Raw genomic sequence first — 24,346 nt, 5'->3', positions numbered from 1 at the left:
AGCAAATTTTCCGCAATAAAATACAATAGTCATTATTGAACTCAAATAGCGAGGTCGATGATGACCGCTGCAACCCGAACCTTTACAGCGCAAGTGCCGATTGCGCTGGCCGAAGAGGTGGACGCGCTGGCCGAGCAGTTGGAACGCCCACGTCAGTGGATCGTCAAGAAAGCGTTGATCGCCTATCTGGCACGAGAGAAAGAAAAGCGCCGCCTGATTCAGGAAGGACTGGACGACGTCGCTGCAGGCCGTCTGGTGTCAATGGATGATGCGCAGGCTTGGGCCGATAGTCTCGGGACGGAGAACGAACTTCCGGTGCCGCGCGCATGAGTATTCCGGTCAAGCCTACCGGCAAAGCCATGGCTGATCTCGCGAACATTGCCCAGCACATCAAGACGTTCAATGACGGCATCGCCGCCCGCAAGGTCGTGAAGGCGTTGCTGAACGAAGCGGACAAGCTGGGAGAAGATCACCACCATCGTCTCGGCGAGGAACTGGACGGATACGAGGGCCCGCCGCCTCGGGAGGTGCATAAATGGGTTTGCCTGTACGGCCGGTACGAACTGCACTACGAGGTCACGCCCGCCTACGCGGATACCCCAACGATGATCGCGCTCCTGCGAGTGTGGGATACCCGTCAGGAACGCTAAACCAACGTCAGACTTCCTGCGCTCACCTGGGCCAACGACAGCGGCAGCCGGCATGCGGGCGGCGCCGTCAGGCGTCCCGCCAGCGGCGATACGTTGCCGCCTGCCCTCGATAAATGCCATCACGATCGACCAGATTCCAGACCGTTACGTCTTCGATCCAGAATCGTCTTCCCGAACGCGAGATGCGCAGGCCGCGATAACCGGTCGCGAACCCGCGCAGTCGCACCGATTCGAGCAACCTGTCGCGCTCGTCCCGATTCGGGTGTTCAGCGGAAAGCCTTGAACGCAAAGCCGTCATGCCGTCCCAGTCGTATTCAAAACAGCGCTGAGCAGCCCGGTTCGCGTAGATGAAGCGAGGGTCGGCATCGGTGTTGTGCGCGAGCACGCAGAACAGCGCGTCTTCGTAGAGCCAGCGGGCCGCGTCGGCGCAGGAGAGTCCGCTCTCGACCAATGGCGCGCCGACGAGCCGCAAATGGCTATCCGCCAGCAGGTTGAAGAAGTCGAGGTCGAGATTCGGAGATGCCGTCATCGTATCGATTGCCGTTGTCATTGAGCGTCGAGGATTTTATCCACAAGCGAAGGTCACAAACGCTGCCGAACGGCCGACTTGCGTGAAAGTGGTCGGCGGCGGATAATGCATCGCAATTGCGATGCGCGGAGAGACATCATGAAATCTGCCACTTTTCCATCCATCCGGGTCGAACCAGAACTGCGCGACGCCGCCGAAAGTGTGCTCGACGAAGGGGAAACGCTGTCGGGTTTCGTCGAGCAATCGATTCGCGAAGGCATCGAGCGCCGTCGCAATCAAAGCGAATTCATTGCCCGCGGCATCGCATCGCGCGAAGCGGCCCGACGCACCGGCGACTATTTGCCTGCGTCCGACGTGCTGGAGAAACTGGAGCGGCGGCTCGACGCCCTTCGCGATACGAGGCGGAAACCTCGATGACGTACGCGGTCCGGTTCACGCGCGCGGCTTCAGATGATCTGGACCGTCTTTATGGCTTCATCGTCGATCGCGACGACGCCGACGTCGAACTCGCTGCACGTGCGCTTGCGGCCATCACCGCCGGGATCGCCACACTGGCATCGTCGCCGTTCACTTGCCGCAAAGCCCATCCGTCGATGCCGTTTCTGCGGGAACTGATCATTCCGTTCGGCGCGTCGGGATATGTTGCGCTGTTCGAGATCGACGACGATCGAACGGTGACGATCCTTGCGGTGCGCCATCAGCGGGAAAGCGATTACCACTGAGGCCGTCAGGAAAGAATCTCGCGCCAGCACAAGAGCTTCTGATCATACGAGCGTGTCGCATTCGCCGGACTCGACGAAGGCAGCACGAGCGTGTCGTAGCCCGCTGCGCCGATCACATCGGCAAACCGCCCTGCCGTTTTTCCGTTGAAACAGACTTTCCTGAGCAATGGCGCATGCTCACGCAACGCATCGAAATCATTCGGCTTCGCATTGCGAATCGCCGAATCGAGACTCCCTTCGCGATGGCATGCCGCAAGCACGTCCCAGATGCCGATGCCGTGCTTCAACACGCGTTCCAGCCGCGCGTCATACGCAAGCTCATGCAACGCCGCCTCGCCCAGCACCGCCCCCAACAACCGCCAGAACTGATTCCTCGGATGCGCGTAATACTGCGTCGCCGCGAGCGACGCCTCCCCGGGAAAGCTCCCGAGAATCAGCGTATGCGTATCGGCCGCGACAACCGGCGGGAACCCGCGCAACATCAAACGCCTCCACCGACCCACGGCGCGTCGCCCACCTTCGCGAGATGCGCCCACAGCGCCGGCAACATGCACTCGGTCACCATCAACGGCGCGCCGTGCCGCTGAAACACCGACCGTCGCGCCGCAAACGCATGCGGCGCCCGCGCGCCGGCGCCCAGCGCATGACTCGCGAGCGCATACAGCGGATGCCCGGCGATCACGCGCCGGCTCACGAGCGCCGAGCGCGTGACCTGCGGATCGCTGTACAGCAATTCCGCGAGCGGCCGCGTACGCAGCCGCCGCATCGCCTGCCAGATCCCCTTGCTCGCCGACAGCGGCGCGATGCTGTGCGCGGCGACGTACGGCGTGCCGTCCACCGACAGGATCACCTCGCGCGCCCACACCGGCGTGCGCATGCCGACGGCAAGCGCATCGTCCTCGTCGAACCACGGGCAGTCGACCGCCTCGCGCGTCACGCGCACCGTCACGCCGCCGAGCCGCGCGAGATGCGCGGTCAGCGAGCCGCCGCGCGTGAGCCAGTCGCGCTGCGCGGCGGTGCAGCCGGGCCGCGGCGTCTCCCGCCAGCCCCGCTGCGCGGCATCGAATCGCATCCGCGCGCTCACGGCGCTCACTGCGCGCGCGACAGCAGCAGCGCGTTGGTCCGCTTCACGAAGCTCGCCGGATCGTCGAGCATCCCGCCTTCCGCCAGCAGCGCCTGATCGAACAGCAGATGGCACCAGTCGCCGAAATCGCTGCTGTCGGTGTTCAACCGCTTGACGAGCGCGTGCTCCGGATTGATCTCGAGGATCGGCTGGAACGACGGCGCGCTCTGGCCGGCCGCCTTCAGCATCCGCTGCAGATAGCCGCTCATGTCGTGATCGTCCGCGACGAGGCACGACGGCGAATCGGTCAGGCGGAACGTCACGCGCACGTCCTTCACCTTGTCGCCGAGCGTTTCCTTGATCTTGTCGACGACCGGCCGGATCGCCTCGGTCGACTGTTCCTGCGCCTTCTTCTCGTCGTCGTTCAGCGCGCCGAGATCGAGATCGCCGCGCGCGACGCTCGCGAGCGGCTTGCCGTCGAACTCCTGCAGGAACGACAGCATCCATTCGTCGACGCGGTCGGTCAGCAGCAGCACCTCGACGCCCTTCTTGCGGAACACCTCGAGATGCGGGCTGTGCTTCGCGGCCTGCCACGTGTCGGCGGTCACGTAGTAAATCTTCGTCTGCTCGGGCTTCATCCGCCCGACGTAGTCGGCGAGCGACACGTTCTGCTCGTCGGTCTCGCCGTGCGTCGACGCGAAGCGCAGCAGCTTCGCGATGCGCTCGCGGTTCGCATGATCCTCGCCGGCGCCTTCCTTCAGCACCTGGCCGAACGCGTTCCAGAACGTCCGGTATTTCTCCTTGCCCGCATCGTCGTCGGCGTTCGCGAGCTCTTCGAGCATCGACAGCACGCGCTTCGTCACGCCTTCGCGGATCGCCTTCACGTCGCGGCTCTCCTGCAGGATCTCGCGCGACACGTTCAGCGGCAGATCCGCCGAATCGACGACGCCCTTCACGAAGCGCAGGTACTGCGGCAGCAGTTGCTCGGCGTCGTCCATGATGAACACGCGCTTCACGTACAGCTTCAGCCCGCCGCGATGATCGCGGTTCCACATGTCGAACGGCGCATGCGACGGCACGTACAGCAGCTGCGTGTACTCGCTGCGGCCCTCGACGCGGTTGTGCGTCCACGCGAGCGGATCCTGGTGATCGTGCGCGAGATGCTGATAGAACTGCGTGTACTGCTCGTCGGTGATGTCGCTCTTCGAGCGGGTCCAGAGCGCGCTCGCCTGGTTGACGGTCTCGTCGTCGTCCTTCTCGACCATCTCGCCTTTGTCCTGATCCCACTCTTCCTGCTTCATCAGGATCGGCAGGCCGACGTGGTCCGAGTACTTCTGGATGATCGACTTCAGCCGGTATGTCGACAGCAGCTCGTCCTCGCCTTCGCGCAGATGCAGCGTGATCGACGTGCCGCGCTGCGCGCGCTCGATCGCGTCGACGGTGAAGTCGCCCTCGCCCGCGCTTTCCCAGCGCACGCCCTCGGACGCCGGCAGACCGGCACGGCGCGTGTCGACGGTGATCCGGTCGGCGACGATGAAGCCCGAGTAGAAGCCGACGCCGAACTGGCCGATCAGCGCCGCGTCCTTCTGCTGGTCGCCGGACAGCTTCGAGAAGAATTCCTTCGTGCCCGAGCGCGCGATCGTGCCGAGGTTCGCGATCGCCTCGTCACGGCTCATGCCGATCCCGTTGTCGTCGATCGTGATCGTGCGCGCCGCCTTGTCGTACGAGATGCGGATGCGCAGATTCGGATCGTTCTCGTACAGCGCGTTGTTCGCGAGCGCCTCGAAGCGGAGCTTGTCGGCGGCGTCGGATGCATTCGACACCAGTTCGCGCAGGAAGATTTCCTTGTTGCTGTAAAGCGAATGAATCATCAGGTGGAGGAGCTGCTTGACCTCGGCCTGAAAGCTCATGGTTTGCTGAGTCATGAACGTCGTTTCCTCTTACTTTGCTGTCAAGTTAACGCGCCCCATCTGGGGACGACCGCAAAAAATTCAAGCATCCGCCACCGTCAGCCGCCGCGCCGCCGACTCCAGATACCCCGCCAGCAACCCCGCCAGCGCCGGATCCCCGCAGTTCGCGACGTTGAACCGCATCCACGTCGACGGCGACTGCTGCGGCGAAAACAGGCTCCCCGGCGTCAGTAGAAACCCCGCCTCGTGCGCGGCCGCCGCGAGCGCGTCCGCGTCGACGCCGGTATCGGCCCACAGGAACATCCCCGCCGCCGGCATCGTGAAAAGCCGCATCCCGGCGCGCTCGAGCATCCGCGCGGTCTTGTCGCGAACGCCGTCCAGCCGCCCACGCAGCCGCTCGACGTGGCGCCGGTACTGCCCTTCGGTCAACACCTTGTACAGCACGCGCTCGTTCAGCTCCGGCGTCGTCATCCCGACGAGCATCTTCTGATCGGTGATCGCCTGCGCGATCTCCGGCGCGCACGCGACGTATCCGACGCGCAGGTTCGCGGCCAGCGTCTTCGAGAAGCTGCCGAGGAAAATCACCCGCTTGAGCTGATCGAGGCTCGCGAGCCGCGTCGCCGGATAGCTCGGCGGGCAGAGGTCGCCGTAGATGTCGTCCTCGACCACCATGAAGTCGTACTGCTGCGCGAGCTGCAGGATCCGGAACGCCTGCGCGGCCGACAGCGACGTGCCGGTCGGGTTCTGCAGCACCGAATTGATCACGAGCATCTTCGGCCGCCACGTCTGCACGAGCGCCTCGAGCGCGTCGAGGTCCGGCCCGGCCGGCGTGTACGGCATCCCGACGAGCCGCGCACCCTGCGACGCGAAGCGGCCGAACATCTGGAACCACGCCGGATCGCCGACGATTACCGTGTCGCCCGGCTTCACGTAGATGCGCGAGATCAGGTCGATCGCCTGCGTCACGCCGGACACGAGCACGATCTGCTCCGGCGCCGCGCCGATCTCGATCTCCTCGAAGCGGGTCTGAAGCTGCCGGCGCAGCGGCAGGAAGCCCTGCGCGGTGCCGTAGCCGAGCATCTGCGCGCCGGCCTGGCGCCCGAGCGCGCGCAGCGCGCCGGTGATCAGCTCGCCGTCGAGCCAGCGCCCGGGCAGATAGCCGAGCCCCGGGCCCTTCTCGGGGCTCACCGTGTGCAGCATGTTGCGCAGCAGCCAGACGACGTCGATCCGGTTCTGCACCGGCTCGACTTCCGCGCGGGCGCCCGCGTCGCCGGCCTGCGGGCCCGCGGTCCGCTCGCGCACGTAGAAGCCCGAGCCGCGCCGCGAGTCGAGATAGCCCTGCGCGACGAGCCGCTCGTACGCCTCGACGACCGTGAAGCGCGACACGCGCTTGTCGAGCGCGAGCTTGCGGATCGACGGCATCCGCATGCCGGGCCGGAACACGCGCTCGTCGATCCGCCGCCGCGCCCACTGGACGAGCTGGTCGACGAGCGTCAGCGTGGACGTGTCGTGCGGCGCCGGGATCTGGTCGAGCGCAACGGTGGACATCGCGGACTCCAACTGTACAGAAAATTATTGCGACGATTGTACCGTTACTGTGCTGGTCGGCGCGATTACAGTTGACCGGCCCCAGCCCGCTCGCGCGACCCGATTTGGCGAGCGATAATTGCCGTTTTCGTCCGACCGACACCGACACGACCGAGGAGACCATGAATCCGAGCGACCCGCATCCGCCGCACTGGCAGCTTTCCGAACGCGCCCGCAAGCTGACGAGCTCGGCGATCCGCGAGATCCTGAAGGTCACCGAACGTCCGGAGGTCATCTCGTTCGCGGGCGGCCTGCCCGCGCCGCAAACGTTCCCGGCCGAGCGGATGCGCGACGCGGCCGACCGCGTGCTGCGCGACACGCCCGGCGCCGCGCTCCAGTACAGCGCGACCGAGGGCTACCTGCCGCTGCGCGAGTGGATCGCCGAGCGCTACCGCGTGCGCGTGTCGCAGGTGCTCGTCACGACGGGCTCGCAGCAGGCGCTCGACCTGCTCGGCAAGGTGCTCGTCGATCCGGACAGCCCGCTGCTCGTCGAAACCCCGACCTACCTCGGCGCGCTGCAGTCGTTCTCGCTGTACGAGCCGCGCTACGTGCAGGTGCCGACCGACGATCAGGGCCTGCTGCCCGAGAGCCTGACGCCCGAACTGACGAAGGGCGCGCGCCTGCTGTACGCGCAACCGAACTTCCAGAACCCGACCGGCCGGCGCCTGCCCGTCGAGCGCCGCCGCGCGCTCGCCGCGTTCGCGCAAACGAGCCCGTTCCCGGTGCTCGAGGACGATCCTTACGGCGCGCTGAACTACGCGGGCGAGCCGCTGCCGACGATGCTGTCGATGGCGCCGGACCACGTCGTCCATCTCGGCACGTTCTCGAAGGTGCTCGCGCCGGGGCTGCGGATCGGCTACATCATTGCCCCCGAGGAACTGCACTTCAAGCTCGTGCAGGCGAAGCAGGCGACCGACCTGCACACGCCGTCGCTCACGCAGCGGATCGCGCACGAGGTGATCCGGGACGGCTTCCTCGACGAGCACATCCCGACGATCCGCAAGCTCTACGCCGCGCAGTGCGACGCGATGCTCGCGTCGCTCGCGCGCCACATGCCCGAAGGCGTGACCTGGAACCGCCCGGAAGGCGGGATGTTCATCTGGGTCAAGCTGCCCGCGCAGATCGACAGCATGAAGCTGCTCGACGCGGCGGTCGCGAACCACGTCGCGTTCGTGCCGGGCGCGCCGTTCTTCGCGAACGACGCGCAGCACGACACGATGCGCCTGTCGTTCGTGACCGTGCCGCCCGAAAAGATCGAGGAAGGCGTCGCGCGGCTCGGCAAGCTGCTGCGCGAGCGCCTTTGAAGGCCCTTTTTTCAACGACTCACTTCCACGAGGAATCGCACGCATGGCTAACGTCTACGACACCCTGAAGTCCCTCGGCATCGAGCTCCCGACCGCCGGCGCCCCGGCGGCCGCCTACGTGATGAGCGCGCAAAGCGGCAACACGGTCTACCTGTCCGGCCACATCGCGAAAAAGGACGGCAAGGTCTGGGCCGGCAAGCTCGGCGCCGATCTGAAGACCGAGGACGGCAAGGCGGCCGCCCGCGCGGTCGCGATCGACCTGCTCGCGACGCTGCACGCGCACACCGGCGACCTGAACAAGGTCAAGCGAATCGTCAAGTTGATGAGCCTCGTGAACTCGACGCTCGACTTCACCGAGCAGCACGTGGTGACGAACGGCGCGTCCGAGCTGATCGCCGAGGTGTTCGGCGACGCGGGCAAGCACGCGCGCTCGGCATTCGGCGTCGCGCAGATCCCGCTCGGCGCGTGCGTCGAGATCGAGCTGATCGCCGAAGTCGCCTGAACGACGCCACGCCAACGCCACGCGCCCGCACCCGCGATGACCGCCCGCCTCGTCCGCTTCCGGCAAGTCGACGTGTTCACGTCGACTCCGTTCAGGGGTAATCCGCTCGCCGTCGTGTTCGACGCCGACTCGCTCGGCGACGACGACATGCGGACGATCGCCCGCTGGACCAACCTGTCGGAGACCACGTTCCTGTGCACGCCGACCGATCCGGACGCCGACTACCGCGTGCGGATCTTCACGCCGGGCGGCGAGCTGCCGTTCGCCGGCCACCCGACGCTCGGCACCGCGCACGCGTTCATCGAGAGCGGCGCCACGCCGCGCACGCCGGGGCGGCTCGTCCAGCAGTGCGGCGTCGGGCGAATCGCGCTGCGCCGGCAGGCTGACGGCTGGGCGTTCGCGGCGCCGCCCGCGCGCGTCGCGCCGCTCGCCGAGCACGACTATCCGGCGCTCGAAGCGGCGTTGCGCACCGCGGCAATCGACTTCGACGCGCCGCCGTGCGCGGTCGACAACGGCGCGCCGTGGCTCGTCGTCCGGCTGAAGTCGGCCGACGCGTGCATCGGCCTCGCGCCCGACCCGGCGTTGCTCGAGGCGCTCACGCGCCGCTGCGGCACGCACGGCCTCGCCGCGTACGCGCCGCACCCGGCCGGCGGGCCGGCCACGTTCGAGATCCGCTGCCTGATGACGGGCGGCTTAACGGGCGGCGGCCTCGGCGAAGACCCGGTCACCGGCAGCGCGAACGCCGCGCTGGCCGGGCTTCTCGCGCTGCAGCAGCGCCGCCCGGGGCCTGTCTATACCGCGCGCCAGGGCACCGCGATCGGCCGCGACGGCCGCATCCGCGTCGAATACGACGACGCCGCCGGCGCGATCTGGATCGGCGGCAGCACGGTCACCGTGGTCGACGGGACGTTCCGCCTGCCCGGCTAAAGCCTGATTGACGCGCGCCATCATCCCGCTGATATTTAGACAATACGCCGTGCAGACCAATCCGGCTGACGCTATGCTATGGACGCTATCGCAAAAAGGCTTCCCATTCAGTAATATCGGGCCTAATCGCTCGCCAATCGCGACCCATTGACTCGTCCATCCCCCCGGATGGCGTATGTGCGCGCCAGGACGCCGCCTCTTTTCGATGAGCTCCTCCCGGATCTCCCACTCGCCGCCGACTCGTCCGTTGCGCCCGCCGCGCAAGTCGCGGCGTCATGCGCTGTTCGCGATCCCGGTGCTCGGGCTGATCGCGCTCGTGCTGCTCTGGGCGGTGATCGTCGCGCGGCTCGCGGTCGAGAAGGACGCGGCGTTCAAGGAGGCCGACGCGTCCGCGGCGATCCTGTCGTCGGCGCTCGAGCAGCACACGATCAAGGCGATCCATCAGGTCGATCAGATCACGCGCTTCGTCAAGTACGAGTTCGAGAAGTCGCCTGAGCACTTCAACCTGATCGGCACGGTCGAGAAAGGCGTGGTGCCGAACGACACGCTGGTCCAGGTATCGCTCGTCAACGAAAAGGGCATCCTGACCCAGAACACGGCCGAATTGCATCCGAAGCCGCTCGACCTGTCGGACCGCGAGCACTTCAAGGTGCACATCCTGCGCAAGGACAACGATCTCTTCATCAGCAAGCCAGTGCTCGGCCGCGTGTCGCGCAAGTGGACGCTGCAGATGACGCGGCGGCTCAACTTCCCGGACGGCCGGTTCGCGGGCGTCGTCGTCGTGTCCGAGGATCCGAGCTACTTCACGAACGACTTCTACAACAACGCGGCGATCGGCAAGGACGGCGTGATCGCCGTCGTGTCCGATACCGGCGCCGTGCTCGCGCGCCGCACCGGCGCGGCCGAGAATGCGCCGGGCGCGTTCTCGGCGTCGGGCGTCTATCCGGCGTCCGGGCGGATGTCCGGCATGGGCATCGACCCGATCGACGGCGTCACGCGCATCGTGTCGTACCGGCACCTCGACGGCTATCCGCTCGCGGTGATGGTCGGGCTGTCGCAGGCCGAAGAGCTCGCCGACTACTACCACACGCGCAACGTCTATCTGCTGATGACGAGCTTCATCACGCTCGCGATGCTCGCGTTCTTCGGCGTCGCGACGGGCCTCATCAACAAGCTGCTCGGCCGCGAGCGCGAGATGACCCAGCTCGCCGAGTACGATCTGCTGACCGGCCTGTCGAATCGCTACGCGACGCTGCGCGGGCTGCGCAACGACGTCGCGATGCCGTCGAGCCTGTCGCGGCTCGGGCTCCTGTTCATCGACCTCGACAACTTCAAGACCGTCAACGACACGCTCGGCCACAACGCCGGCGACATCGTGCTGCAGATGACGGCCGCGCGGCTGTCCGACGCGGTCGGCGACGCCGGCACGCTCGCGCGGATCGGCGGCGACGAGTTCGTCGTCGTGATGAAGGGCGAAGACGTCGAGCGGCGCGCCGTCCGGCTCGCGGAGACGATCCTGATGATGTTCGCGCAACCGTTCGACGTGCGCGGCAGCTCGTTCGTGCTGCACGCGAGCATCGGGATCGCGCTGCACACGGTCGCGAACGAGAGCGAAATCGATCTGCTGAAGAAGGCGGACCTCGCGATGTACAGCGCGAAGGACGCGGGCAAGAACTGCTACCAGTTCTACGCGCCGCACCTGTCGCACCGCGCGGACCATCTGATGCGCTGGGAGCAGCAATTGCGCGTCGCGCTCGCCGACGGGCAGCTGTTCCTCGCGTACCAGCCGAAGATCGACCTGACGCGCCGCTGCATCACCGGCTTCGAGGCGCTCGCGCGCTGGGACCATCCGGAGCATGGCGTGATCTCCGCGAACGAATTCATCTCGATCGCCGAATCGACGGGCCTCATCGTGCAGATCGGCGACTTCGTGATCCGCACCGCGTGCGAGCAGCTCGGGCGCTGGCGCGACGAGGGGCACGGCACGCTGACGCTCGCGGTCAATATCTCGCCGGTGCAGTTCTGGCGCGGCGACCTGGTCGAGACGATCTCGCGCACGCTGCAGGAAACCGGGATCGAGGCGCGCCGCCTCGAGCTCGAGATCACCGAGACGGCGATGATGGAATACCCGGAGCTCGTCTCCGAGAAAATCGTCGCGCTGAAGAAGCTCGGGATCCGCATCGCGCTCGACGATTTCGGCACCGGCTACTCGTCGCTGTCGTATCTGCACCGCTTCTCGGTCGACACGCTGAAGGTCGACCGCTCGTTCGTGCAGGCGATCCCGAACGACCGAAGCGTCTGCGTGATGGTCGCGTCGATCGTGCATCTCGCGCGCTCGCTCGGACTGACCGTCGTCGTCGAAGGCACCGAGACCGACGAGCAGATCGCGTGGCTGTCCGCGCTCGGCGAGATCGAGGCGCAGGGCTTCCTGTTCTCCCGCCCGGTGCCGGCCGACGGCATCCCGGCGCTGCTCGACCGCTTCGGCGTGCGCGACGAACGTCCGCAGCCGGAGCCGCGCGTCGCGGCCGGCCGCGCGGGCGCCTGAATGACGGGCCGCCCCTGGCTGCGCCGGCGCCGGGCCCGGCCCGCGAACCTAGCGTTTTCGCGCATGGAGAAGATTCGTCATGCGCATCACAATGCCGGGTCAGGTACGTCTATGGCCAGCGTATCCTAAGGTTTTCCCATACTAGACGCCATGATGAGCCTTGATGCCACCGAGCACGTGGAGCAGGAAACCCTGTGGGCCTTGTTCAAGGTCGTCGCGGGCGTTTCCGCCGTGTCCTGGGGCGGGCTCGCGATGATGGCGCAGCTCGAGCGCCACTACGTCACCCGGCTGGGCCTCATCGAGCAGAACGCGTTCTCCGACCTCGTCGCGCTCGCGTGGCTCGTGCCCGGGCCGGTCGGCTGCAACGTCGCGATCCAGATCGGCCAGGAACTGCGCGGCCGCACCGGCGCGTGGGTCGCCGGCATCGCGAGCGTGCTGCCGTTCTTCGTGATGATGACGCTGTTCGCGATCTTCTATCGAACCCCGGTCATCCGCACGCTCGCCGCGCCCGTGATGCTGAACCACTTCAGCATGGTGCTGGCCGCGCTGATCACGATCACCTGGGTCAAGCAGCTGCGCTCGCTCGCCCGAACGCCGCTCGAGCAGGTGATCGCGGCGATATCGACGGTGTTGCTCGCGTTCGCGCACAGTCCGGCCGCGTTCGTCGTGATCCTGTTCGCCGCGTTCGCGGGCGGCTGGATCACCGGGCCGCCGCAGAACGGCCGGTTCTCGTTCTCGCTGTCGTCGCGCGACCGCAACCTGCTGATCGCGCTCGCGATCTTCCTGTTGATCTTCGCGGTGCCGCTGCCCGGCGACTATCAGTCGACGCTGTTCTGGCCGCGGCTCGCGGGCGCCGGGATGACGCTGTTCGGCGGCGGCTTTTCCGCGCTGCCGGTGCTGAAATCGCTGTTCGTCACGCCGGGAACCGGCATCTCCGATCGCGACTTCACGCTCGCGTTCGCGCTGTCGCCGGTGTCGCCGGGGCCGCTGCTGAACGTGGTGCCATTCCTCGGCTATTTGACCGACGGTTGGCGCGGCGCGCTGCTCGCGACCGCCGCGCTGTTCGTGCCGTCCGGCTGCCTCGTCGTGTTCGCGCAACGCCACCTGTTCCGGCTCAAGCGCCATTCGCGCTTCGAGCACGGGATGCGCCTGTTGCGCGCGGCGACGACGGGTTTTCTCGTCGTCGCGGTCGTCAAGATCGTCGTGCGCGTGCCGCTCGATCCGGTCTACTGGCTGACGGGCTGTTTCGCGCTGCTGTGCTTCGCGCGCTTCAAGGTGCCTGTCTACGCGGTGTACGGCGCGGTCGCGGTCGCGTGCGGCGCGTGGCTATGGGCCGTCGCGCACTAGCGCGGGCATCCGCGCTCCCCGGTTCCGCTCTCCCCGGTTCCGCGCCCGGCGTTACGCGATCGCGCGCCGCGCGACCCAGTGCGCGCGCAGCCGGTCGTACACGGCGTTGAAGCCGAACGTGTACGGCAGGAACAGCAGCAGGAAGCCGAAATCGAGCAGCAGCGCGTCGACGAGGCCGATGTCGAGCCACCACGCGGCGAGCGGCACCGCGAGCACGACGAGGCCGAACTCGAACGCGCACGCATGCGCGACGCGCACCGCGACGTTCCGCACGAGCCCGAAACGCCGCTCGACGCGCTCGAACCATGCGTTGAACACGACGTTCCAGGCCATCGCGATCGCCGAGATCGCGACCGACAGCACGCCGACGTGCGCGACCGGCAAACCGAGCAGCCACGCGCCGAGCGGCGCGAACAGCGCGAGTGCGAGCAGTTCGAACGCGAGCGCATGCGCGACGCGCGCCACCATCGTTTTCTTCAGATATTTCATGGATTCCTCCGATCAAGCTGATCAAACTGACATTCGGCGCTCATTCTGATCGGCTATCGCGGGATAAACCAATTCGTTATCATCGGTTTTTCCGATATGACGAAACCGGGAGTCCGCATGCGTCATTCGCCCGAAGCCCTGATCGCCTTCGCGGAAGCCGCGCAGCTCGGCTCGTTCAGCGCCGCCGCGCGCAAGCTCGGCAAGCGCCAGTCGACGGTCTCGGAGGCGATCGCGAACCTCGAGATCGATCTCGGCGTGACGCTGTTCGACCGCGCGACGCGCTCGCCGACGCTGACCGACGCTGACCGACGCGGGCCGCGCGCTGCTGCCGCAGGTGCTGCGCGCGCTCGACGCGAGCGAGGCGATCGACCGCACCGCCGCGCGGCTCGCGCGCGGCGACGAGGCACGGCTCGCGCTCGTGGTGTCGGACACCTACCAGTCGCAGCGCTACGAGGAAACGCTCGCGGCGCTCGAGCGGCGCTTTCCCGCGCTCGAGCTCGAATGCCAGATCGCGGAGAACGAGGACGTGATCGACCTGATCCAGCAAGGGCGCGCGCAGCTTGGGCTGATGGCCGCGCAGCCGTCGTACCCGGCCGAAATCGGCGCGGCGACGCTCGCGGAGGAATCGGAGATCGCGCTGTTCGTCGGCCGTGCGCATCCGCTCGCCGCGCACGGCGACGCCGAGGTGCCGCACGCGGCGCTGCGCGACGCGCACGAGCTGCGGCTCAACACGTATGTGGCACCGCACGGGCGCGGCGCGCGACGCATGCCCGTCGCGGGCACGCACCGCTGGTCGGCGCCGAGCTACATGATGCTGCTGGAAATGGCGTTGCTGGGATTCGGCTGGGCAGAGCTGCCCCGGTGGATGGTCGACCATTTCGCGCGCGACCGGCTGTGCGAGTTGCGCGCGCGCGGCTGGCCGCGCCGGGTGCCGGTCGATGCGGTGTGGTCGCGCAGCCGGCCGCTCGGGCCCGCCGGCGCGTGGCTGCTCGACGCGATGCTCGCGAGCTGACGCGGCCGCGTTGGCCGCGTTGGCCGCGTTGGCCGCCGTGGCCGCCATGGCACGCCGCCGCGCGCCGGACGATCAGAGGCCGCGCGACAGCACGGCGGCGCCAATCGTCACGACGCCGAGCACCAGATTGACGACGACGAGCAGGCGCACCGCGCCCACCGCGCGCGCGCCGTCCGGCCAGTTCTGCGCCTGGACTGCACGACGGATGCGCGGAAACAGCGCGAAGCGGATGTGACCGAAGATCAGCATCATCACGACGCCGAGGCCGGCCATCGCATGCAGCGTCCACGTCGCATGCGCGCCGCCGAACGCCATCAGCAGCACGCCGCCGGACAGCAGGATCACGATCACCGCGCCCGCGACCCAGTTGAAGAAGCGGCCGAACACGCCCTCGATCAGCGGCAGCCGGAGCTGCGGCGACAGGTCCGACAGCGCCGGCCGCAGGCAGAAGTTGGCGAACACCATCCCGCCCACCCAGACGGCAACGGCCAGCAGGTGGAGAAACAAGGCGACGGCGATAGCGTGGGACATGACGAGAATCCTGTGATTGAGGAAAACGGCGGCGCGGCGCGGCGGACGTCCGGTCCGCGGCCTGGCCGAGCGACGTTCGACAGGCGCCGTGTCGCGCGGTTCAGCGCCGATTGCCGCACTTCACACTATTTAGCAAATGCGGCGGCCGGCGCGCGACGCCTGGCGCCCAGCGCCGGCCGCCGGACCATCAGCCGAGCATCGGCCGCAGCGCGCTCACCACCTTCACCTTCGTGTCCGGCGCGCGGCCCTTGCGCGCGCGCTTGCCGACGTGCGGCGCGAGCGTGGCACCCGCCAGCACGTCCTCCTGCGCCTTGCCGCCGCGGCCGGTGCCGACCAACACGACACCGGCCGGATCGATCGCGAGCGCCTGCACGAGCGTTTCGTTGTCGTCGAGCGCCATCAGGATCACGCCGCGCCCACCGCCCGCGAGCGTCTTCATCTCGTCCATCCCGAACACGAGCAAGCGGCCACCGCCCGACAGGCACGCGACCTGCGTCGCGTTCGGCAGCACTGGCATCGGCGCGAGCGGCAGGCAGCCGTCATCGATCGTCATGAACGCCTTGCCGGCCTTCACGCGGCTCACCATGTCGCCGACCTTCGCGACGAAACCGAAGCCGTTGCTCGACGCGAGCAGCAGCGGCTGCTCGGCCGGCGCCGCGAAGTAATGCAGCAGATGCGAGCCCGATTCGAGCTCGATCAGCGACGTGACCGGCACGCCGTCGCCGCGCCCGCCCGGCAGCAGCGACACTGCGACCGAATAGACCCGCCCCGAGCTGCCCCACGCGATCAGCGTGTCGGGCGTGCGGCACTGGAACGCCGCGTACAGGCTGTCGCCGGCCTTGAACGAGAAGCTGGCCGGATCGAGCCCGTGGCCTTTCAGCGCGCGCACCCAGCCCTTTTGCGACACGACGACCGTCACCGGCTCGTCGACGACCTTCGCCTCGAACGTCGCGCGCTTCTCCTGCTGGATCAGCGTGCGGCGATCGTCGCCGAACTGCTTCGCATCGGCCTCGATCTCCTTGATCATCAGCCGCTTCATCGCACTTTCGTTCGCGAGCAGCTCTTCGAGCTTCGCCTTCTCGTCGCGCAGCGACTCGAGCTCCTTCTCGATCTTGATCTTCTCGAGCCGTGCCAACTGACGCAGACGGATTTCGAGAATATCGTCGGCCTGTCGCTCGGTGAGGCCGAACGCGCTCATCAGCGCGGCCTTCGGCTCGTCCGCTTCGCGAATGATCCGGATCACCTCGTCGATGTTCAGGAAGACGATCATCCGGCCTTCGAGGATGTGAATCCGGTCGTCGACCTTGCCGAGGCGATGGCGGCTGCGCCGCGTCATCGTGATCTGGCGGAACTTCACCCATTCGTCGAGGATCGGCAGCAGCCCCTTCTGGCCCGGCCGGCCGTCGGCGCCGACCATCACGAGGTTCAGCGTCGCGTTCGATTCGAGGCTCGTGTGCGCGAGCAGCGAGTGCACGAATTCCGTCTGGTCGATCGTGCGCGACTTCGGCTCGAACACGAGCCGCACCGGCGCGTCCTTGCCGGACTCGTCGCGCACCGCGTCGAGCAGGTCGAGCAACGTCTTCTTCGTATTGAGCTGCTCGGGCGTCAGCGTCTTCTTGCCGAGCTTCAGCTTCGGGTTCGTCAGCTCCTCGATTTCCTCGAGCACTTTCTGGCCCGACGTGTTCGGCGGCAGCTCGTTGACGACGAGCTGCCACTGGCCGCGCGCGAGATCCTCGATCTTCCAGCGCGCGCGCAGCTTCAGGCTGCCGCGGCCGCTCTCGTACGCAGCCGAGATTTCCGCATCGCTCGAAATCAGCTGGCCGCCGCCCGGGAAATCCGGGCCGGGGATCAGCGACATCAGCTCCGCATGCGTGAGCTTCGGATTGCGGATCAGCGCGACCGCCGCCGCCGCGACCTCGCGCAGGTTGTGCGACGGAATCTCGGTCGCGAGGCCGACCGCGATCCCCGACGCGCCGTTCAGCAGCACGAACGGCAGCCGGCCCGGCAGCAGCTTCGGCTCGTCGAACGAGCCGTCGTAGTTCGGCATGAAGTCGACCGTGCCCTGGTCGATCTCGTCGAGCAGCAGCTTCGCGATCGGCGTCAGGCGCGCTTCGGTGTAGCGCATCGCCGCCGCGCCGTCGCCGTCGCGCGAGCCGAAGTTGCCCTGCCCGTCGATCAGCGGATAGCGCATCGAGAAATCCTGCGCGAGACGCACGAGCGCGTCGTACGCGGACTGATCGCCGTGCGGGTGGTATTTGCCCAGCACGTCGCCGACGACGCGCGCCGACTTCACCGGCTTCGCGTCGGCGGCAAGGCCCATTTCGTTCATCGCGAACAGGATGCGGCGCTGCACCGGCTTCTGGCCGTCGCAGACGTCCGGCAGCGCGCGGCCCTTCACGACGCTGACCGCATAGCTGAGATACGCCTGCTCCGCGTAATGGCCGAGCGTCAGTGCGTCGCCTTCGGGCGCCGCCGGCTCGGCGAAGAGATCGGGAGTGTTGTCGTCCATCTGAATTCCGTATTCTTGTGTCGCGTGCGTGCGCGCCGGGCATCAGGCCCGGCGGCCATCAGATATCCGCTTCGACGTCGTTGCCCTTTTCCTCGAGCCAGCCGCGACGCGCGGCCGCCTCGCCCTTGCCCATCAGCATCGTCATCCGCACGACGGTCGCGTCGTAGTCGAGATCGCCGAGCGCGACCGGCATCAGGCGGCGCGTGTCCGGGTTCATCGTCGTGTCCCACAGCTGCTCGGCGCTCATTTCACCGAGGCCCTTGAAGCGGCTGATGCTCCATTGCGACTCACGCACGCCGTCCTTGCGCAGCTTGTCGAGCGTCGCTTCGAGCTCGCCTTCGTCGAGCGCGTACAGCTTCTGCGCGGGCTTCTTGCCGCGCGCGGGCGCGTCGACGCGGAACAGCGGCGGACGCGCGACGAACACGTGGCCGCGCTCGATCAGCTGCGGGAAGTGCTTGAAGAACAGCGTGAGCAGCAACACCTGGATGTGCGCGCCGTCGACGTCCGCGTCCGACAGGATGCAGATCTTGCCGTAACGCAGGTTCGACAGATCGACACTGTCGTCGGGACTGTGCGGATCGACGCCGATCGCGACCGAGATGTCGTGCACCTCGTTGTTCGCGAACAGGCGGTCGCGCTCGGTCTCCCACGTGTTCAGCACCTTGCCGCGCAGCGGCAGGATCGCCTGATATTCCTTGTCGCGGCCCATCTTCGCGGAGCCGCCGGCCGAATCGCCCTCGACGAGGAACAGCTCGTTGCGCGCGATGTCCTCGGTCTCGCAATCGGTCAGCTTGCCGGGCAGCACCGCGACACCGGAGCTCTTCTTCTTCTCGACCTTCTGGCCCGCGCGCGTGCGCGCCTGCGCCTGCTTGATCACGAGCTCCGCGAGCTTCTTGCCGTGCTCGACGTGATGATTCAGCCACAGCTCGAGCGCCGGACGCGAGAACGACGACACGAGCTTGACCGCGTCGCGGCTGTTCAGCCGCTCCTTGATCTGGCCTTGGAACTGCGGATCGAGCACCTTCGCGGACAGCACGAACGACACGCGCGCGAACACGTCCTCGGCGAGCAGCTTCACGCCCTTCGGCTGCAGGTTGTGCAGCTCGACGAAGCTCTTCACCGCCTGATAGAGCCCGTCGCGCAGGCCCGACTCGTGCGTGCCGCCGGCGGGCGTCGGGATCAGGTTCACGTACGATTCGCGTACGAGCGAACCTTCCTCGCTCCACGCGACGACCCACGACGCGCCCTCGCCCTCGGCGAACGTGTCGTCGCTCGTGCGCGAATCGGCAAAGCGCTCGCCTTCGAACAGCGGGATCAGCAGTTCGCTGCCGTTCATCTCGTCGAGCAGATACCCGCGCAGGCCGTCCTCGTACTTCCAGCTCTGCCGCTCGCCGGTCTTCTCGTTGACGAGCGCGACCTCGACGCCCGGCAGCAGCACCGCCTTCGAGCGCAGCAGACGCTGCAGCTCGCCGGTCGGCAGGTTCGGCGAATCGAAGTACTTCGGATTCGGCCACACGCGCACGAGCGTGCCGGTTTTCTTGTCGCCGCGCGCGGCGGCCTGCGTCACGAGCGGCGTGACGACGTCGCCGTCCGCGAAGCCGAGCGTCGCGATCTTGCCGTCGCGCCACACGGATACGTCCAGACGCGTCGCGAGCGCGTTCGTCACCGACACGCCGACGCCGTGCAGACCGCCCGAGAACGTATACGCACCGCCCGCGGCCTTGTCGAACTTGCCGCCCGCGTGCAGCCGCGTGAACACGATCTCGACGACCGGCACGCCTTCGTCCGGATGCAGGCCGAACGGAATGCCTCGGCCGTCGTCCTCGACGGACACCGACTGGTCCGCGTGCAGCGTGACGACGATCTGCCTGCCGTAGCCGCCGAGCGCCTCGTCGGACGCGTTGTCGATGACTTCCTGAATGATGTGCAGCGGATTCTCGGTACGGGTGTACATGCCGGGCCGCTGCTTGACCGGCTCGAGACCCTTGAGCACCTTGATCGATGCTTCGCTATAGGCCGCGCTGGGCTTCTTCGTTGACATAGGCGCTAAGGTTCGTCATTCATCGGGACGTTGTCCCCAGCTCGTGTGGACAACGTCGTGGACAAAACGTTGAGTGTCGTAAAAACGCGAATCGAAACAACGACATGCGTTGCCTGCTCTGAAAGCGGGCGCGCGCAGCGGGCGCGGCGCGCCGCCGAGCGGCCCGGAACGCGGCGTATTTTACTGGTTCCGGGTGACAGAACCAGCCGTTCCGGTCGTTATGGCTTGCGTTACGGCCAGCGTTACGGCTTGCGTTTCGCCTCCAGCGTTTCCCAGCGCTCGAGCGCGTCGAGCAGTTCGTCGTCGATCGCCCCGAAGCGCTCGGTCAGCCGCGCGCCTTCGGCCGGATCCTTCGCGAAGATCGCCCCGTCCTCGAGCTGCGCGCCGATCGTCTTCTGCTCCGCTTCGAGCGCGGCGATCCGGTCCGGCAGCGCGTCGAGCTCGCGCTGCTCGTTGAACGACAGTTTCACCGTGCGCTGCGCGTTGCGGCCGGCCGCGCTCTTCGCGGGCTCGTCCCTGGCGGGCGACGCGTCCTTCGCCGCGCGTTTGGCGGCTTCCTGCTGCGCGAGCTGCTCCGAACGCTCGCGCTGCACCTGCCAGTCGGTGAAGCCGCCGACGTATTCGCGCCAGCGCCCGTCGCCCTCGGACGCGATCACCGAAGTGACGACGTTGTCGAGGAACGCGCGGTCGTGGCTCACGAGCAGCACCGTGCCGTCGTAGTCGGTCAGCAGCTCTTCGAGCAGTTCGAGCGTCGGGATGTCGAGGTCGTTGGTCGGCTCGTCGAGCACCAGCACGTTCGCGGGGCGCGCGAACAGGCGCGCGAGCAGCAGACGGTTGCGCTCGCCGCCCGACAGCGACTTCACCGGCGAACGCGCGCGTTCCGGCGCGAACAGAAAGTCGCCGAGATAGCTCATCACATGCTTGCGGGTGCCGGCGATCTCGACCCATTCGCTGCCGGGGCTGATCGTGTCCGCCAGGCTTTTTTCCTGATCGAGCTGCGCGCGCATCTGGTCGAAGTACGCGACCTGCAGGTTCGTGCCGCTCCTCACCGTGCCTTCGTCGGGCTTCAGCTCGCCGAGGATCAGCTTCAGGAGCGTCGTCTTGCCGGCGCCGTTCGGGCCGACGAAGCCGATCTTGTCGCCGCGCATCACGGTCGCGGTGAAGCGGTCGACGACCGCGCGCGCGCCGTAGCGCTTCGTCACGTCGGTCAGTTCCGCGACGATCTTGCCGGACTTTTCGCCCTGCGCGACGTCGAGCTTCACGTTGCCCTGCGCGTTGCGGCGCTCCGCGCGCTCGTGGCGCATCTGCTCGAGCCGCGCGATGCGGCCGACGCTGCGGGTGCGGCGCGCCTCGACGCCCTTGCGGATCCACACCTCTTCCTGCGCGAGCAGCTTGTCGAATTTGTCGTTCTCGACGCGCTCGACTTCGAGCTGCTGCGCCTTGCGCGTCTGATACGCGGAGAAATTGCCCGGATACGACAGCAGGCGCCCGCGGTCGAGCTCGACGATGCGCGTGGCGACGCGATCGAGGAACGCGCGATCGTGCGTGATGAAGAAGAGGCCCGCGCGCTGCGCGACGAGCAGTTCCTCGAGCCAGCGGATGCCGTCGAAGTCGAGATGGTTGGTCGGCTCGTCGAGCAGCAGCACGTCGGGACGCACGACGAGCGCGCGCGCGAGCGCGACGCGCTTGCCCATCCCGCCCGACAGCGCATCGACGCGCGCGTCGCCGTCGAGGCCGATCTGCGCGAGCGTCGTCGCGACGCGCGTGCGCCAGCTCCATGCGTCGGTCGCGTCGAGCGACGACTGCAGCGCGTTCATCCGCGCGAGCAGCGCGTCGTGCTCCGCGCCTTCGGGTGTTTCCGCGAGCCGGTGCGCGATCGAATCGTATTCGTCGAGCAGCGCGCGCGTTTCCGTGAGGCCGGATGCGACGGTGTCGAACACGGTCGCGCCCGCTTCGAATTCGGGCTCCTGCGGCACGTAGACGGTGACGAGATGCTGCTGACGCGTGACGAGGCCGTCGTCGGGCTTCGCGAGCTCGGCGACGATTTTCAGCAACGACGACTTGCCCGCGCCGTTGCGGCCGATCAGGCCGACGCGCTCGCCGGCCTCGAGCGAGAAATCCGCGTGATCGAGCAGCGCGACGTGACCGAACGCGAGCTGCGCGCCGGTAATGGAGTAAAGCGACATGAGGGAAGACGGCCGAGGTGAATGAGCGAAGCGCTCATTGTACCGGTGGCGGGCACCGCCACCGGTTCGGCCGGACGGGTTATGCCGGACGGGTTATGCCGAACGGACGGCTGGACGCGTCGCGCAAACGGCGGCAATCTGCGAAACGCGCCGGGTGGCGGTTATTTCACGTCGACCGTGACCGTGCTGCTCGCTTCCGGGCCATACGAGCGATGCGCGCCGTCGCCGAGCTGGAGCGTCAGCGTATGCCGGCCGGGCGGCAGCGTCAGGTCGGTGGCGGTCTGCGCCTTGCCGAAATGCAGCACGCGATCGCTGAACGGAATCACGTCGCCTTTCGGCGCCGGCTTGCCGTCGATCAGCAGATGGTGATGACCGGAATTCGGCGTCGTGTCGCCGGCCGGCTTCAGCTCGGCGCCTTCGAGACCGAACTGCACGTGCACCGGGTTCGACACGGTCGCGCCGTTCTGCGGCTCGACGAAGAACACGCGCGCGTCGGCCCACGCGACCGGCGACGCGGCGAGCGCCGCCGCGCACACCGTGCCCGCGATCCACTTGCGGTTGAGCATCACTCCCCTCCTCGGGATTGAAAGGAAATCGAAGGATACACCGCACGCGCGACGCGCGTACCGCGAGCAGGTGGTTTGCGCGCCGTCAAGGGGCGAATCGGCGGAAATCCGGTAACATTGCGCCTTTCGCCTGGCGGCAACCGACACGGACTGCCCCGGCATTCCAAACGACCGACCCGAGCACCACATGAGCGAAGTGACCGAATACCAGAGTTGGGTCTGCCTGATCTGCGGGTGGATCTATAACGAATCGGAAGGCCTGCCCGAGGAAGGCATCGCGCCCGGCACCCGGTTCGCCGACATCCCCGCCGACTGGCGCTGCCCGCTCTGCGACGTGAGCAAGGCGGATTTCGTCGTCGTCGATTTCTGACGGGACGCGTCGCCCGGTTCGGGCGGGTTCGTGCGGGTTCGTGCGTTTCCCCGCTTCAACCGAATCGCGCGTTTGCTATACTTTGCCGTCTGTCTGTCCGCGGCCCGCAACGGGCCGCTCGCTCCCCGTAGTTCAATGGATAGAACAAGCGCCTCCTAAGCGCTAGATACAGGTTCGATTCCTGTCGGGGGGACCAGCCAAGCGCCAAACGTTCCCCAAGATTCGCAAGAAAAAGCCCGCCTCATTGCGCGCCCCTCCCAATGCAAGCCGAAAATCTCCGGTAGCATGACTTCATGTGCGATCGAGCGTTCCCCAAAGCGCTCCTGCACAGCACGCATCCTCACTGGATCGATCCCCAGCTAGGAATTGCGGTCGTCGGGAGCCGGAATCTCATAACAGTAGATGATGATCTCGCCCGATTCATCCTCGACAACCTCGAGCGCCTGATTGACCAGATCGCCCAACGTCACAAGTTCAGCGAGCGCATAACCGAACAGTTCGGCCTGCCGGTCTGGTGTCATCGGCCACCACGATACGAGGCAGACGAGGCCAGCGTGGATCGCCTCATTGGCATGCAAGCCACCGGGCGGCCCGCCGTTCGGCCCGCGGAAGTCGACCGCGTTGTGCGTGACGAGGGTGTAGTCGCCCGCGACAGCGAAACGGATCAGTTGATGATCCTTCATTCCGGACAGACCGCGATCACGCACGCAAGTCGATTCATGATGGCCCGCGTCCCGCGCGATTTGCACCAGCCCCGGCCACAAGCATTCGTCGATCAGGAAGCGCAACGTCACGCGTGTTCTCGCGGATGACGAACCACCTTGCGACTGACCAGCTTCATCCGGGACGCGTCTTCGTCTAGTCGCCGCGGTCGCCCAGGACGCGGATGGGCCTTCATGTACACCTCGGCGTGGTCGAGTAACTCCGCGGTGAGGAATGGCCAAGCTGCGTGCAGCTCGTCAAGCGCCATTCCCTGCTGCTTCGCAGCGAGCACGCTCGCGACAGGCACGCGGGTACCTGCAAAGCAGGGCATACCGCCGAGGATCTGCGGATCTTCGGTAACGTGCTGTGCTGCCTCGCTGACTCGTCCCGCCCTCTGCGAAGCGACCTCGACATAGCGCGTGAGGGCGACGGTCAATACATCGAGATGCACGCTCCAATCAAAATTGCCTCGCAGCACGCTGTCGCTGAGCGTCAGGAAAGCGTCGAGGTCAGGGCGCACTAGCAACCGCTGCGTCAGCGTGTCGATGATGCCGATACGCGCGCTGCGAGTCAGGCTCTCACTCATACTGAAATAGAAGTCCGCAAAACATGCCGTGAGCGGCGCAAAACGGCGGCCGTCGTCGCGTTGTACCAGCGGTGCGGACAGAACGTTTTCGTCGACCAAACGATTGATTTCCCGATCGGTCAAGCCAGCCATGAACGCAACTTCGGCAGCCGTTACAGTTTTGGGGACAATGCTAGCGGCCATGATCTCTCCAATTATTCCTGAACCCCAGAATATTTCCGGCGCTTCGGATTAATTATAGCCTAAGCCGACGTACGCGCTCGGTCGC

At 66.9% G+C, this 24,346-nt stretch carries 23 protein-coding genes, 1 tRNA gene and 1 pseudogene; 12 read left to right on the top strand and 13 right to left on the bottom strand.

Annotated elements, in window-relative coordinates; translation table 11 throughout:
* Window positions 1–60: 60 nt before the first annotated feature.
* Entirely contained in the window at window positions 61–330 is a 270-nt protein-coding gene (locus tag HZI36_RS05900; RefSeq protein WP_179401692.1) for a CopG family ribbon-helix-helix protein, read from the top strand.
* On the top strand, window positions 327–650 hold the full coding sequence (locus HZI36_RS05895; protein ID WP_179401691.1) for a type II toxin-antitoxin system RelE/ParE family toxin: 324 nt from the start codon (window positions 327–329) through the stop codon (window positions 648–650). The genes HZI36_RS05900 and HZI36_RS05895 overlap by 4 nt, the downstream gene beginning before the upstream one ends.
* Before the next feature lie 67 nt (window positions 651–717).
* On the opposite strand, the gene HZI36_RS05890 is transcribed toward HZI36_RS05895, so the two are convergent.
* Window positions 718–1,179, bottom strand: coding sequence for an MEKHLA domain-containing protein (locus tag HZI36_RS05890; protein ID WP_179401832.1), 462 nt, complete (start codon window positions 1,177–1,179; stop codon window positions 718–720).
* Between the two features lie 138 nt (window positions 1,180–1,317).
* Here HZI36_RS05890 and HZI36_RS05885 point away from each other — a divergent pair, with 138 nt between their 5' ends.
* Both HZI36_RS05885 and HZI36_RS05880 read left to right on the top strand, forming a co-directional pair.
* Entirely contained in the window at window positions 1,318–1,596 is a 279-nt protein-coding gene (locus HZI36_RS05885; protein WP_179401690.1) for a YlcI/YnfO family protein, read from the top strand.
* Window positions 1,593–1,901, top strand: a complete 309-nt coding sequence (locus tag HZI36_RS05880) for a type II toxin-antitoxin system RelE/ParE family toxin (RefSeq protein ID WP_179401689.1) — start codon at window positions 1,593–1,595, stop codon at window positions 1,899–1,901. The genes HZI36_RS05885 and HZI36_RS05880 overlap by 4 nt, the downstream gene beginning before the upstream one ends.
* Window positions 1,902–1,906: 5 nt before the next feature.
* Here the strand turns inward: HZI36_RS05880 and HZI36_RS05875 are convergent, their stop codons facing one another.
* The 4 genes from HZI36_RS05875 to HZI36_RS05860 all read right to left on the bottom strand — a co-directional run bounded on the left by HZI36_RS05875 (window position 1,907) and on the right by HZI36_RS05860 (window position 6,422).
* Window positions 1,907–2,383, bottom strand: coding sequence for a DNA-deoxyinosine glycosylase (locus tag HZI36_RS05875; protein WP_179401688.1), 477 nt, complete (start codon window positions 2,381–2,383; stop codon window positions 1,907–1,909).
* Window positions 2,383–2,973 (bottom strand): chorismate--pyruvate lyase family protein, encoded by a 591-nt coding sequence (locus HZI36_RS05870; RefSeq protein WP_179401831.1) that lies wholly within the window; start codon window positions 2,971–2,973, stop codon window positions 2,383–2,385. Before HZI36_RS05870 ends, HZI36_RS05875 begins: the two co-directional genes overlap by 1 nt.
* 17 nt (window positions 2,974–2,990) lie before the next feature.
* Entirely contained in the window at window positions 2,991–4,889 is a 1,899-nt protein-coding gene (gene htpG / locus HZI36_RS05865; RefSeq protein WP_179401687.1) for a molecular chaperone HtpG, read from the bottom strand.
* 66 nt (window positions 4,890–4,955) lie between these two features.
* A complete protein-coding gene (locus HZI36_RS05860; protein ID WP_179401686.1) occupies window positions 4,956–6,422 on the bottom strand; it encodes an aminotransferase-like domain-containing protein in 1,467 nt (488 codons plus the stop codon).
* A gap of 161 nt (window positions 6,423–6,583) precedes the next feature.
* Here HZI36_RS05860 and HZI36_RS05855 point away from each other — a divergent pair, with 161 nt between their 5' ends.
* The 5 genes from HZI36_RS05855 to HZI36_RS05835 all read left to right on the top strand — a co-directional run bounded on the left by HZI36_RS05855 (window position 6,584) and on the right by HZI36_RS05835 (window position 13,086).
* Window positions 6,584–7,765, top strand: a complete 1,182-nt coding sequence (locus tag HZI36_RS05855) for an aminotransferase-like domain-containing protein (RefSeq protein WP_179401685.1) — start codon at window positions 6,584–6,586, stop codon at window positions 7,763–7,765.
* A 43-nt stretch (window positions 7,766–7,808) separates the two neighbouring features.
* A complete protein-coding gene (locus tag HZI36_RS05850; RefSeq protein WP_179401684.1) occupies window positions 7,809–8,267 on the top strand; it encodes a RidA family protein in 459 nt (152 codons plus the stop codon).
* 36 nt (window positions 8,268–8,303) lie between these two features.
* On the top strand, window positions 8,304–9,194 hold the full coding sequence (locus HZI36_RS05845; RefSeq protein ID WP_179401683.1) for a PhzF family phenazine biosynthesis protein: 891 nt from the start codon (window positions 8,304–8,306) through the stop codon (window positions 9,192–9,194).
* Window positions 9,195–9,399: 205 nt separating this feature from the next.
* A complete protein-coding gene (locus HZI36_RS05840; RefSeq protein ID WP_179401682.1) occupies window positions 9,400–11,739 on the top strand; it encodes a bifunctional diguanylate cyclase/phosphodiesterase in 2,340 nt (779 codons plus the stop codon).
* A 150-nt stretch (window positions 11,740–11,889) separates the two neighbouring features.
* Window positions 11,890–13,086 carry a chromate transporter gene (locus tag HZI36_RS05835; protein ID WP_179401681.1) on the top strand — a complete coding sequence of 399 codons (1,197 nt, stop codon included), beginning with the start codon at window positions 11,890–11,892 and terminating at the stop codon, window positions 13,084–13,086.
* A 51-nt stretch (window positions 13,087–13,137) separates the two neighbouring features.
* Here the strand turns inward: HZI36_RS05835 and HZI36_RS05830 are convergent, their stop codons facing one another.
* Window positions 13,138–13,575 (bottom strand): multidrug/biocide efflux PACE transporter, encoded by a 438-nt coding sequence (locus HZI36_RS05830; protein WP_179401680.1) that lies wholly within the window; start codon window positions 13,573–13,575, stop codon window positions 13,138–13,140.
* A gap of 117 nt (window positions 13,576–13,692) precedes the next feature.
* Here HZI36_RS05830 and HZI36_RS05825 point away from each other — a divergent pair.
* Window positions 13,693–14,587, top strand: a pseudogene (locus tag HZI36_RS05825) (LysR family transcriptional regulator).
* A 72-nt stretch (window positions 14,588–14,659) separates the two neighbouring features.
* Here the strand turns inward: HZI36_RS05825 and HZI36_RS05820 are convergent.
* From HZI36_RS05820 to HZI36_RS05800, 5 genes are all read right to left on the bottom strand, one after another.
* A complete protein-coding gene (locus HZI36_RS05820) occupies window positions 14,660–15,118 on the bottom strand; it encodes a CopD family protein (RefSeq protein ID WP_179401679.1) in 459 nt (152 codons plus the stop codon).
* 187 nt (window positions 15,119–15,305) lie between these two features.
* Window positions 15,306–17,627, bottom strand: a complete 2,322-nt coding sequence (gene parC / locus HZI36_RS05815; RefSeq protein WP_179401678.1) for a DNA topoisomerase IV subunit A — start codon at window positions 17,625–17,627, stop codon at window positions 15,306–15,308.
* 58 nt (window positions 17,628–17,685) lie between these two features.
* Window positions 17,686–19,668 (bottom strand): DNA topoisomerase IV subunit B, encoded by a 1,983-nt coding sequence (gene parE / locus HZI36_RS05810; RefSeq protein WP_179401677.1) that lies wholly within the window; start codon window positions 19,666–19,668, stop codon window positions 17,686–17,688.
* Between the two features lie 242 nt (window positions 19,669–19,910).
* The gene (locus HZI36_RS05805) at window positions 19,911–21,854 is read right to left on the bottom strand and encodes an ATP-binding cassette domain-containing protein (protein WP_179401676.1); all 1,944 of its coding nucleotides are present in this window, start codon (window positions 21,852–21,854) and stop codon (window positions 19,911–19,913) included.
* 161 nt (window positions 21,855–22,015) lie between these two features.
* A complete protein-coding gene (locus HZI36_RS05800; RefSeq protein ID WP_179401675.1) occupies window positions 22,016–22,420 on the bottom strand; it encodes a DUF4399 domain-containing protein in 405 nt (134 codons plus the stop codon).
* Window positions 22,421–22,607: 187 nt separating this feature from the next.
* Here HZI36_RS05800 and HZI36_RS05795 point away from each other — a divergent pair, with 187 nt between their 5' ends.
* Both HZI36_RS05795 and HZI36_RS05790 read left to right on the top strand, forming a co-directional pair.
* Complete coding sequence (locus HZI36_RS05795) at window positions 22,608–22,790, top strand: rubredoxin (protein ID WP_179401674.1); 183 nt, start codon at window positions 22,608–22,610, stop codon at window positions 22,788–22,790.
* A 121-nt stretch (window positions 22,791–22,911) separates the two neighbouring features.
* Window positions 22,912–22,986: transfer RNA gene (locus tag HZI36_RS05790), tRNA-Arg, on the top strand.
* Between the two features lie 163 nt (window positions 22,987–23,149).
* On the opposite strand, the gene HZI36_RS05785 is transcribed toward HZI36_RS05790, so the two are convergent.
* Window positions 23,150–23,584 carry a DUF5615 family PIN-like protein gene (locus HZI36_RS05785; protein ID WP_179401673.1) on the bottom strand — a complete coding sequence of 145 codons (435 nt, stop codon included), beginning with the start codon at window positions 23,582–23,584 and terminating at the stop codon, window positions 23,150–23,152.
* Complete coding sequence (locus HZI36_RS05780; RefSeq protein ID WP_179401672.1) at window positions 23,581–24,261, bottom strand: DUF433 domain-containing protein; 681 nt, start codon at window positions 24,259–24,261, stop codon at window positions 23,581–23,583. The genes HZI36_RS05785 and HZI36_RS05780 overlap by 4 nt, the downstream gene beginning before the upstream one ends.
* Between the last annotated feature and the right edge of the window lie 85 nt (window positions 24,262–24,346).

Origin of the sequence: Burkholderia guangdongensis, from assembly GCF_013403875.1 — a bacterium.
GTDB classification, from domain to species: Bacteria; Pseudomonadota; Gammaproteobacteria; order Burkholderiales; family Burkholderiaceae; genus Burkholderia; species Burkholderia guangdongensis.
Note: the sequence above shows the minus strand (reverse complement) of the source record. Positions and strands in the feature narration are given on the sequence as shown.

Coding starts and splice junctions, on each gene's coding strand:
- HZI36_RS05900 (WP_179401692.1), top strand. CDS start 61: ATGACCGCTGCAACCCGAACCTTTACAGCGCAAGTGCCGATTGCGCTG.
- HZI36_RS05895 (WP_179401691.1), top strand. CDS start 327: ATGAGTATTCCGGTCAAGCCTACCGGCAAAGCCATGGCTGATCTCGCG.
- HZI36_RS05890 (WP_179401832.1), bottom strand. CDS start 1,179: ATGACGGCATCTCCGAATCTCGACCTCGACTTCTTCAACCTGCTGGCG.
- HZI36_RS05885 (WP_179401690.1), top strand. CDS start 1,318: ATGAAATCTGCCACTTTTCCATCCATCCGGGTCGAACCAGAACTGCGC.
- HZI36_RS05880 (WP_179401689.1), top strand. CDS start 1,593: ATGACGTACGCGGTCCGGTTCACGCGCGCGGCTTCAGATGATCTGGAC.
- HZI36_RS05875 (WP_179401688.1), bottom strand. CDS start 2,383: ATGTTGCGCGGGTTCCCGCCGGTTGTCGCGGCCGATACGCATACGCTG.
- HZI36_RS05870 (WP_179401831.1), bottom strand. CDS start 2,973: ATGCGATTCGATGCCGCGCAGCGGGGCTGGCGGGAGACGCCGCGGCCC.
- htpG (WP_179401687.1), bottom strand. CDS start 4,889: ATGACTCAGCAAACCATGAGCTTTCAGGCCGAGGTCAAGCAGCTCCTC.
- HZI36_RS05860 (WP_179401686.1), bottom strand. CDS start 6,422: ATGTCCACCGTTGCGCTCGACCAGATCCCGGCGCCGCACGACACGTCC.
- HZI36_RS05855 (WP_179401685.1), top strand. CDS start 6,584: ATGAATCCGAGCGACCCGCATCCGCCGCACTGGCAGCTTTCCGAACGC.
- HZI36_RS05850 (WP_179401684.1), top strand. CDS start 7,809: ATGGCTAACGTCTACGACACCCTGAAGTCCCTCGGCATCGAGCTCCCG.
- HZI36_RS05845 (WP_179401683.1), top strand. CDS start 8,304: ATGACCGCCCGCCTCGTCCGCTTCCGGCAAGTCGACGTGTTCACGTCG.
- HZI36_RS05840 (WP_179401682.1), top strand. CDS start 9,400: ATGAGCTCCTCCCGGATCTCCCACTCGCCGCCGACTCGTCCGTTGCGC.
- HZI36_RS05835 (WP_179401681.1), top strand. CDS start 11,890: ATGATGAGCCTTGATGCCACCGAGCACGTGGAGCAGGAAACCCTGTGG.
- HZI36_RS05830 (WP_179401680.1), bottom strand. CDS start 13,575: ATGAAATATCTGAAGAAAACGATGGTGGCGCGCGTCGCGCATGCGCTC.
- HZI36_RS05820 (WP_179401679.1), bottom strand. CDS start 15,118: ATGTCCCACGCTATCGCCGTCGCCTTGTTTCTCCACCTGCTGGCCGTT.
- parC (WP_179401678.1), bottom strand. CDS start 17,627: ATGGACGACAACACTCCCGATCTCTTCGCCGAGCCGGCGGCGCCCGAA.
- parE (WP_179401677.1), bottom strand. CDS start 19,668: ATGTCAACGAAGAAGCCCAGCGCGGCCTATAGCGAAGCATCGATCAAG.
- HZI36_RS05805 (WP_179401676.1), bottom strand. CDS start 21,854: ATGTCGCTTTACTCCATTACCGGCGCGCAGCTCGCGTTCGGTCACGTC.
- HZI36_RS05800 (WP_179401675.1), bottom strand. CDS start 22,420: ATGCTCAACCGCAAGTGGATCGCGGGCACGGTGTGCGCGGCGGCGCTC.
- HZI36_RS05795 (WP_179401674.1), top strand. CDS start 22,608: ATGAGCGAAGTGACCGAATACCAGAGTTGGGTCTGCCTGATCTGCGGG.
- HZI36_RS05780 (WP_179401672.1), bottom strand. CDS start 24,261: ATGGCCGCTAGCATTGTCCCCAAAACTGTAACGGCTGCCGAAGTTGCG.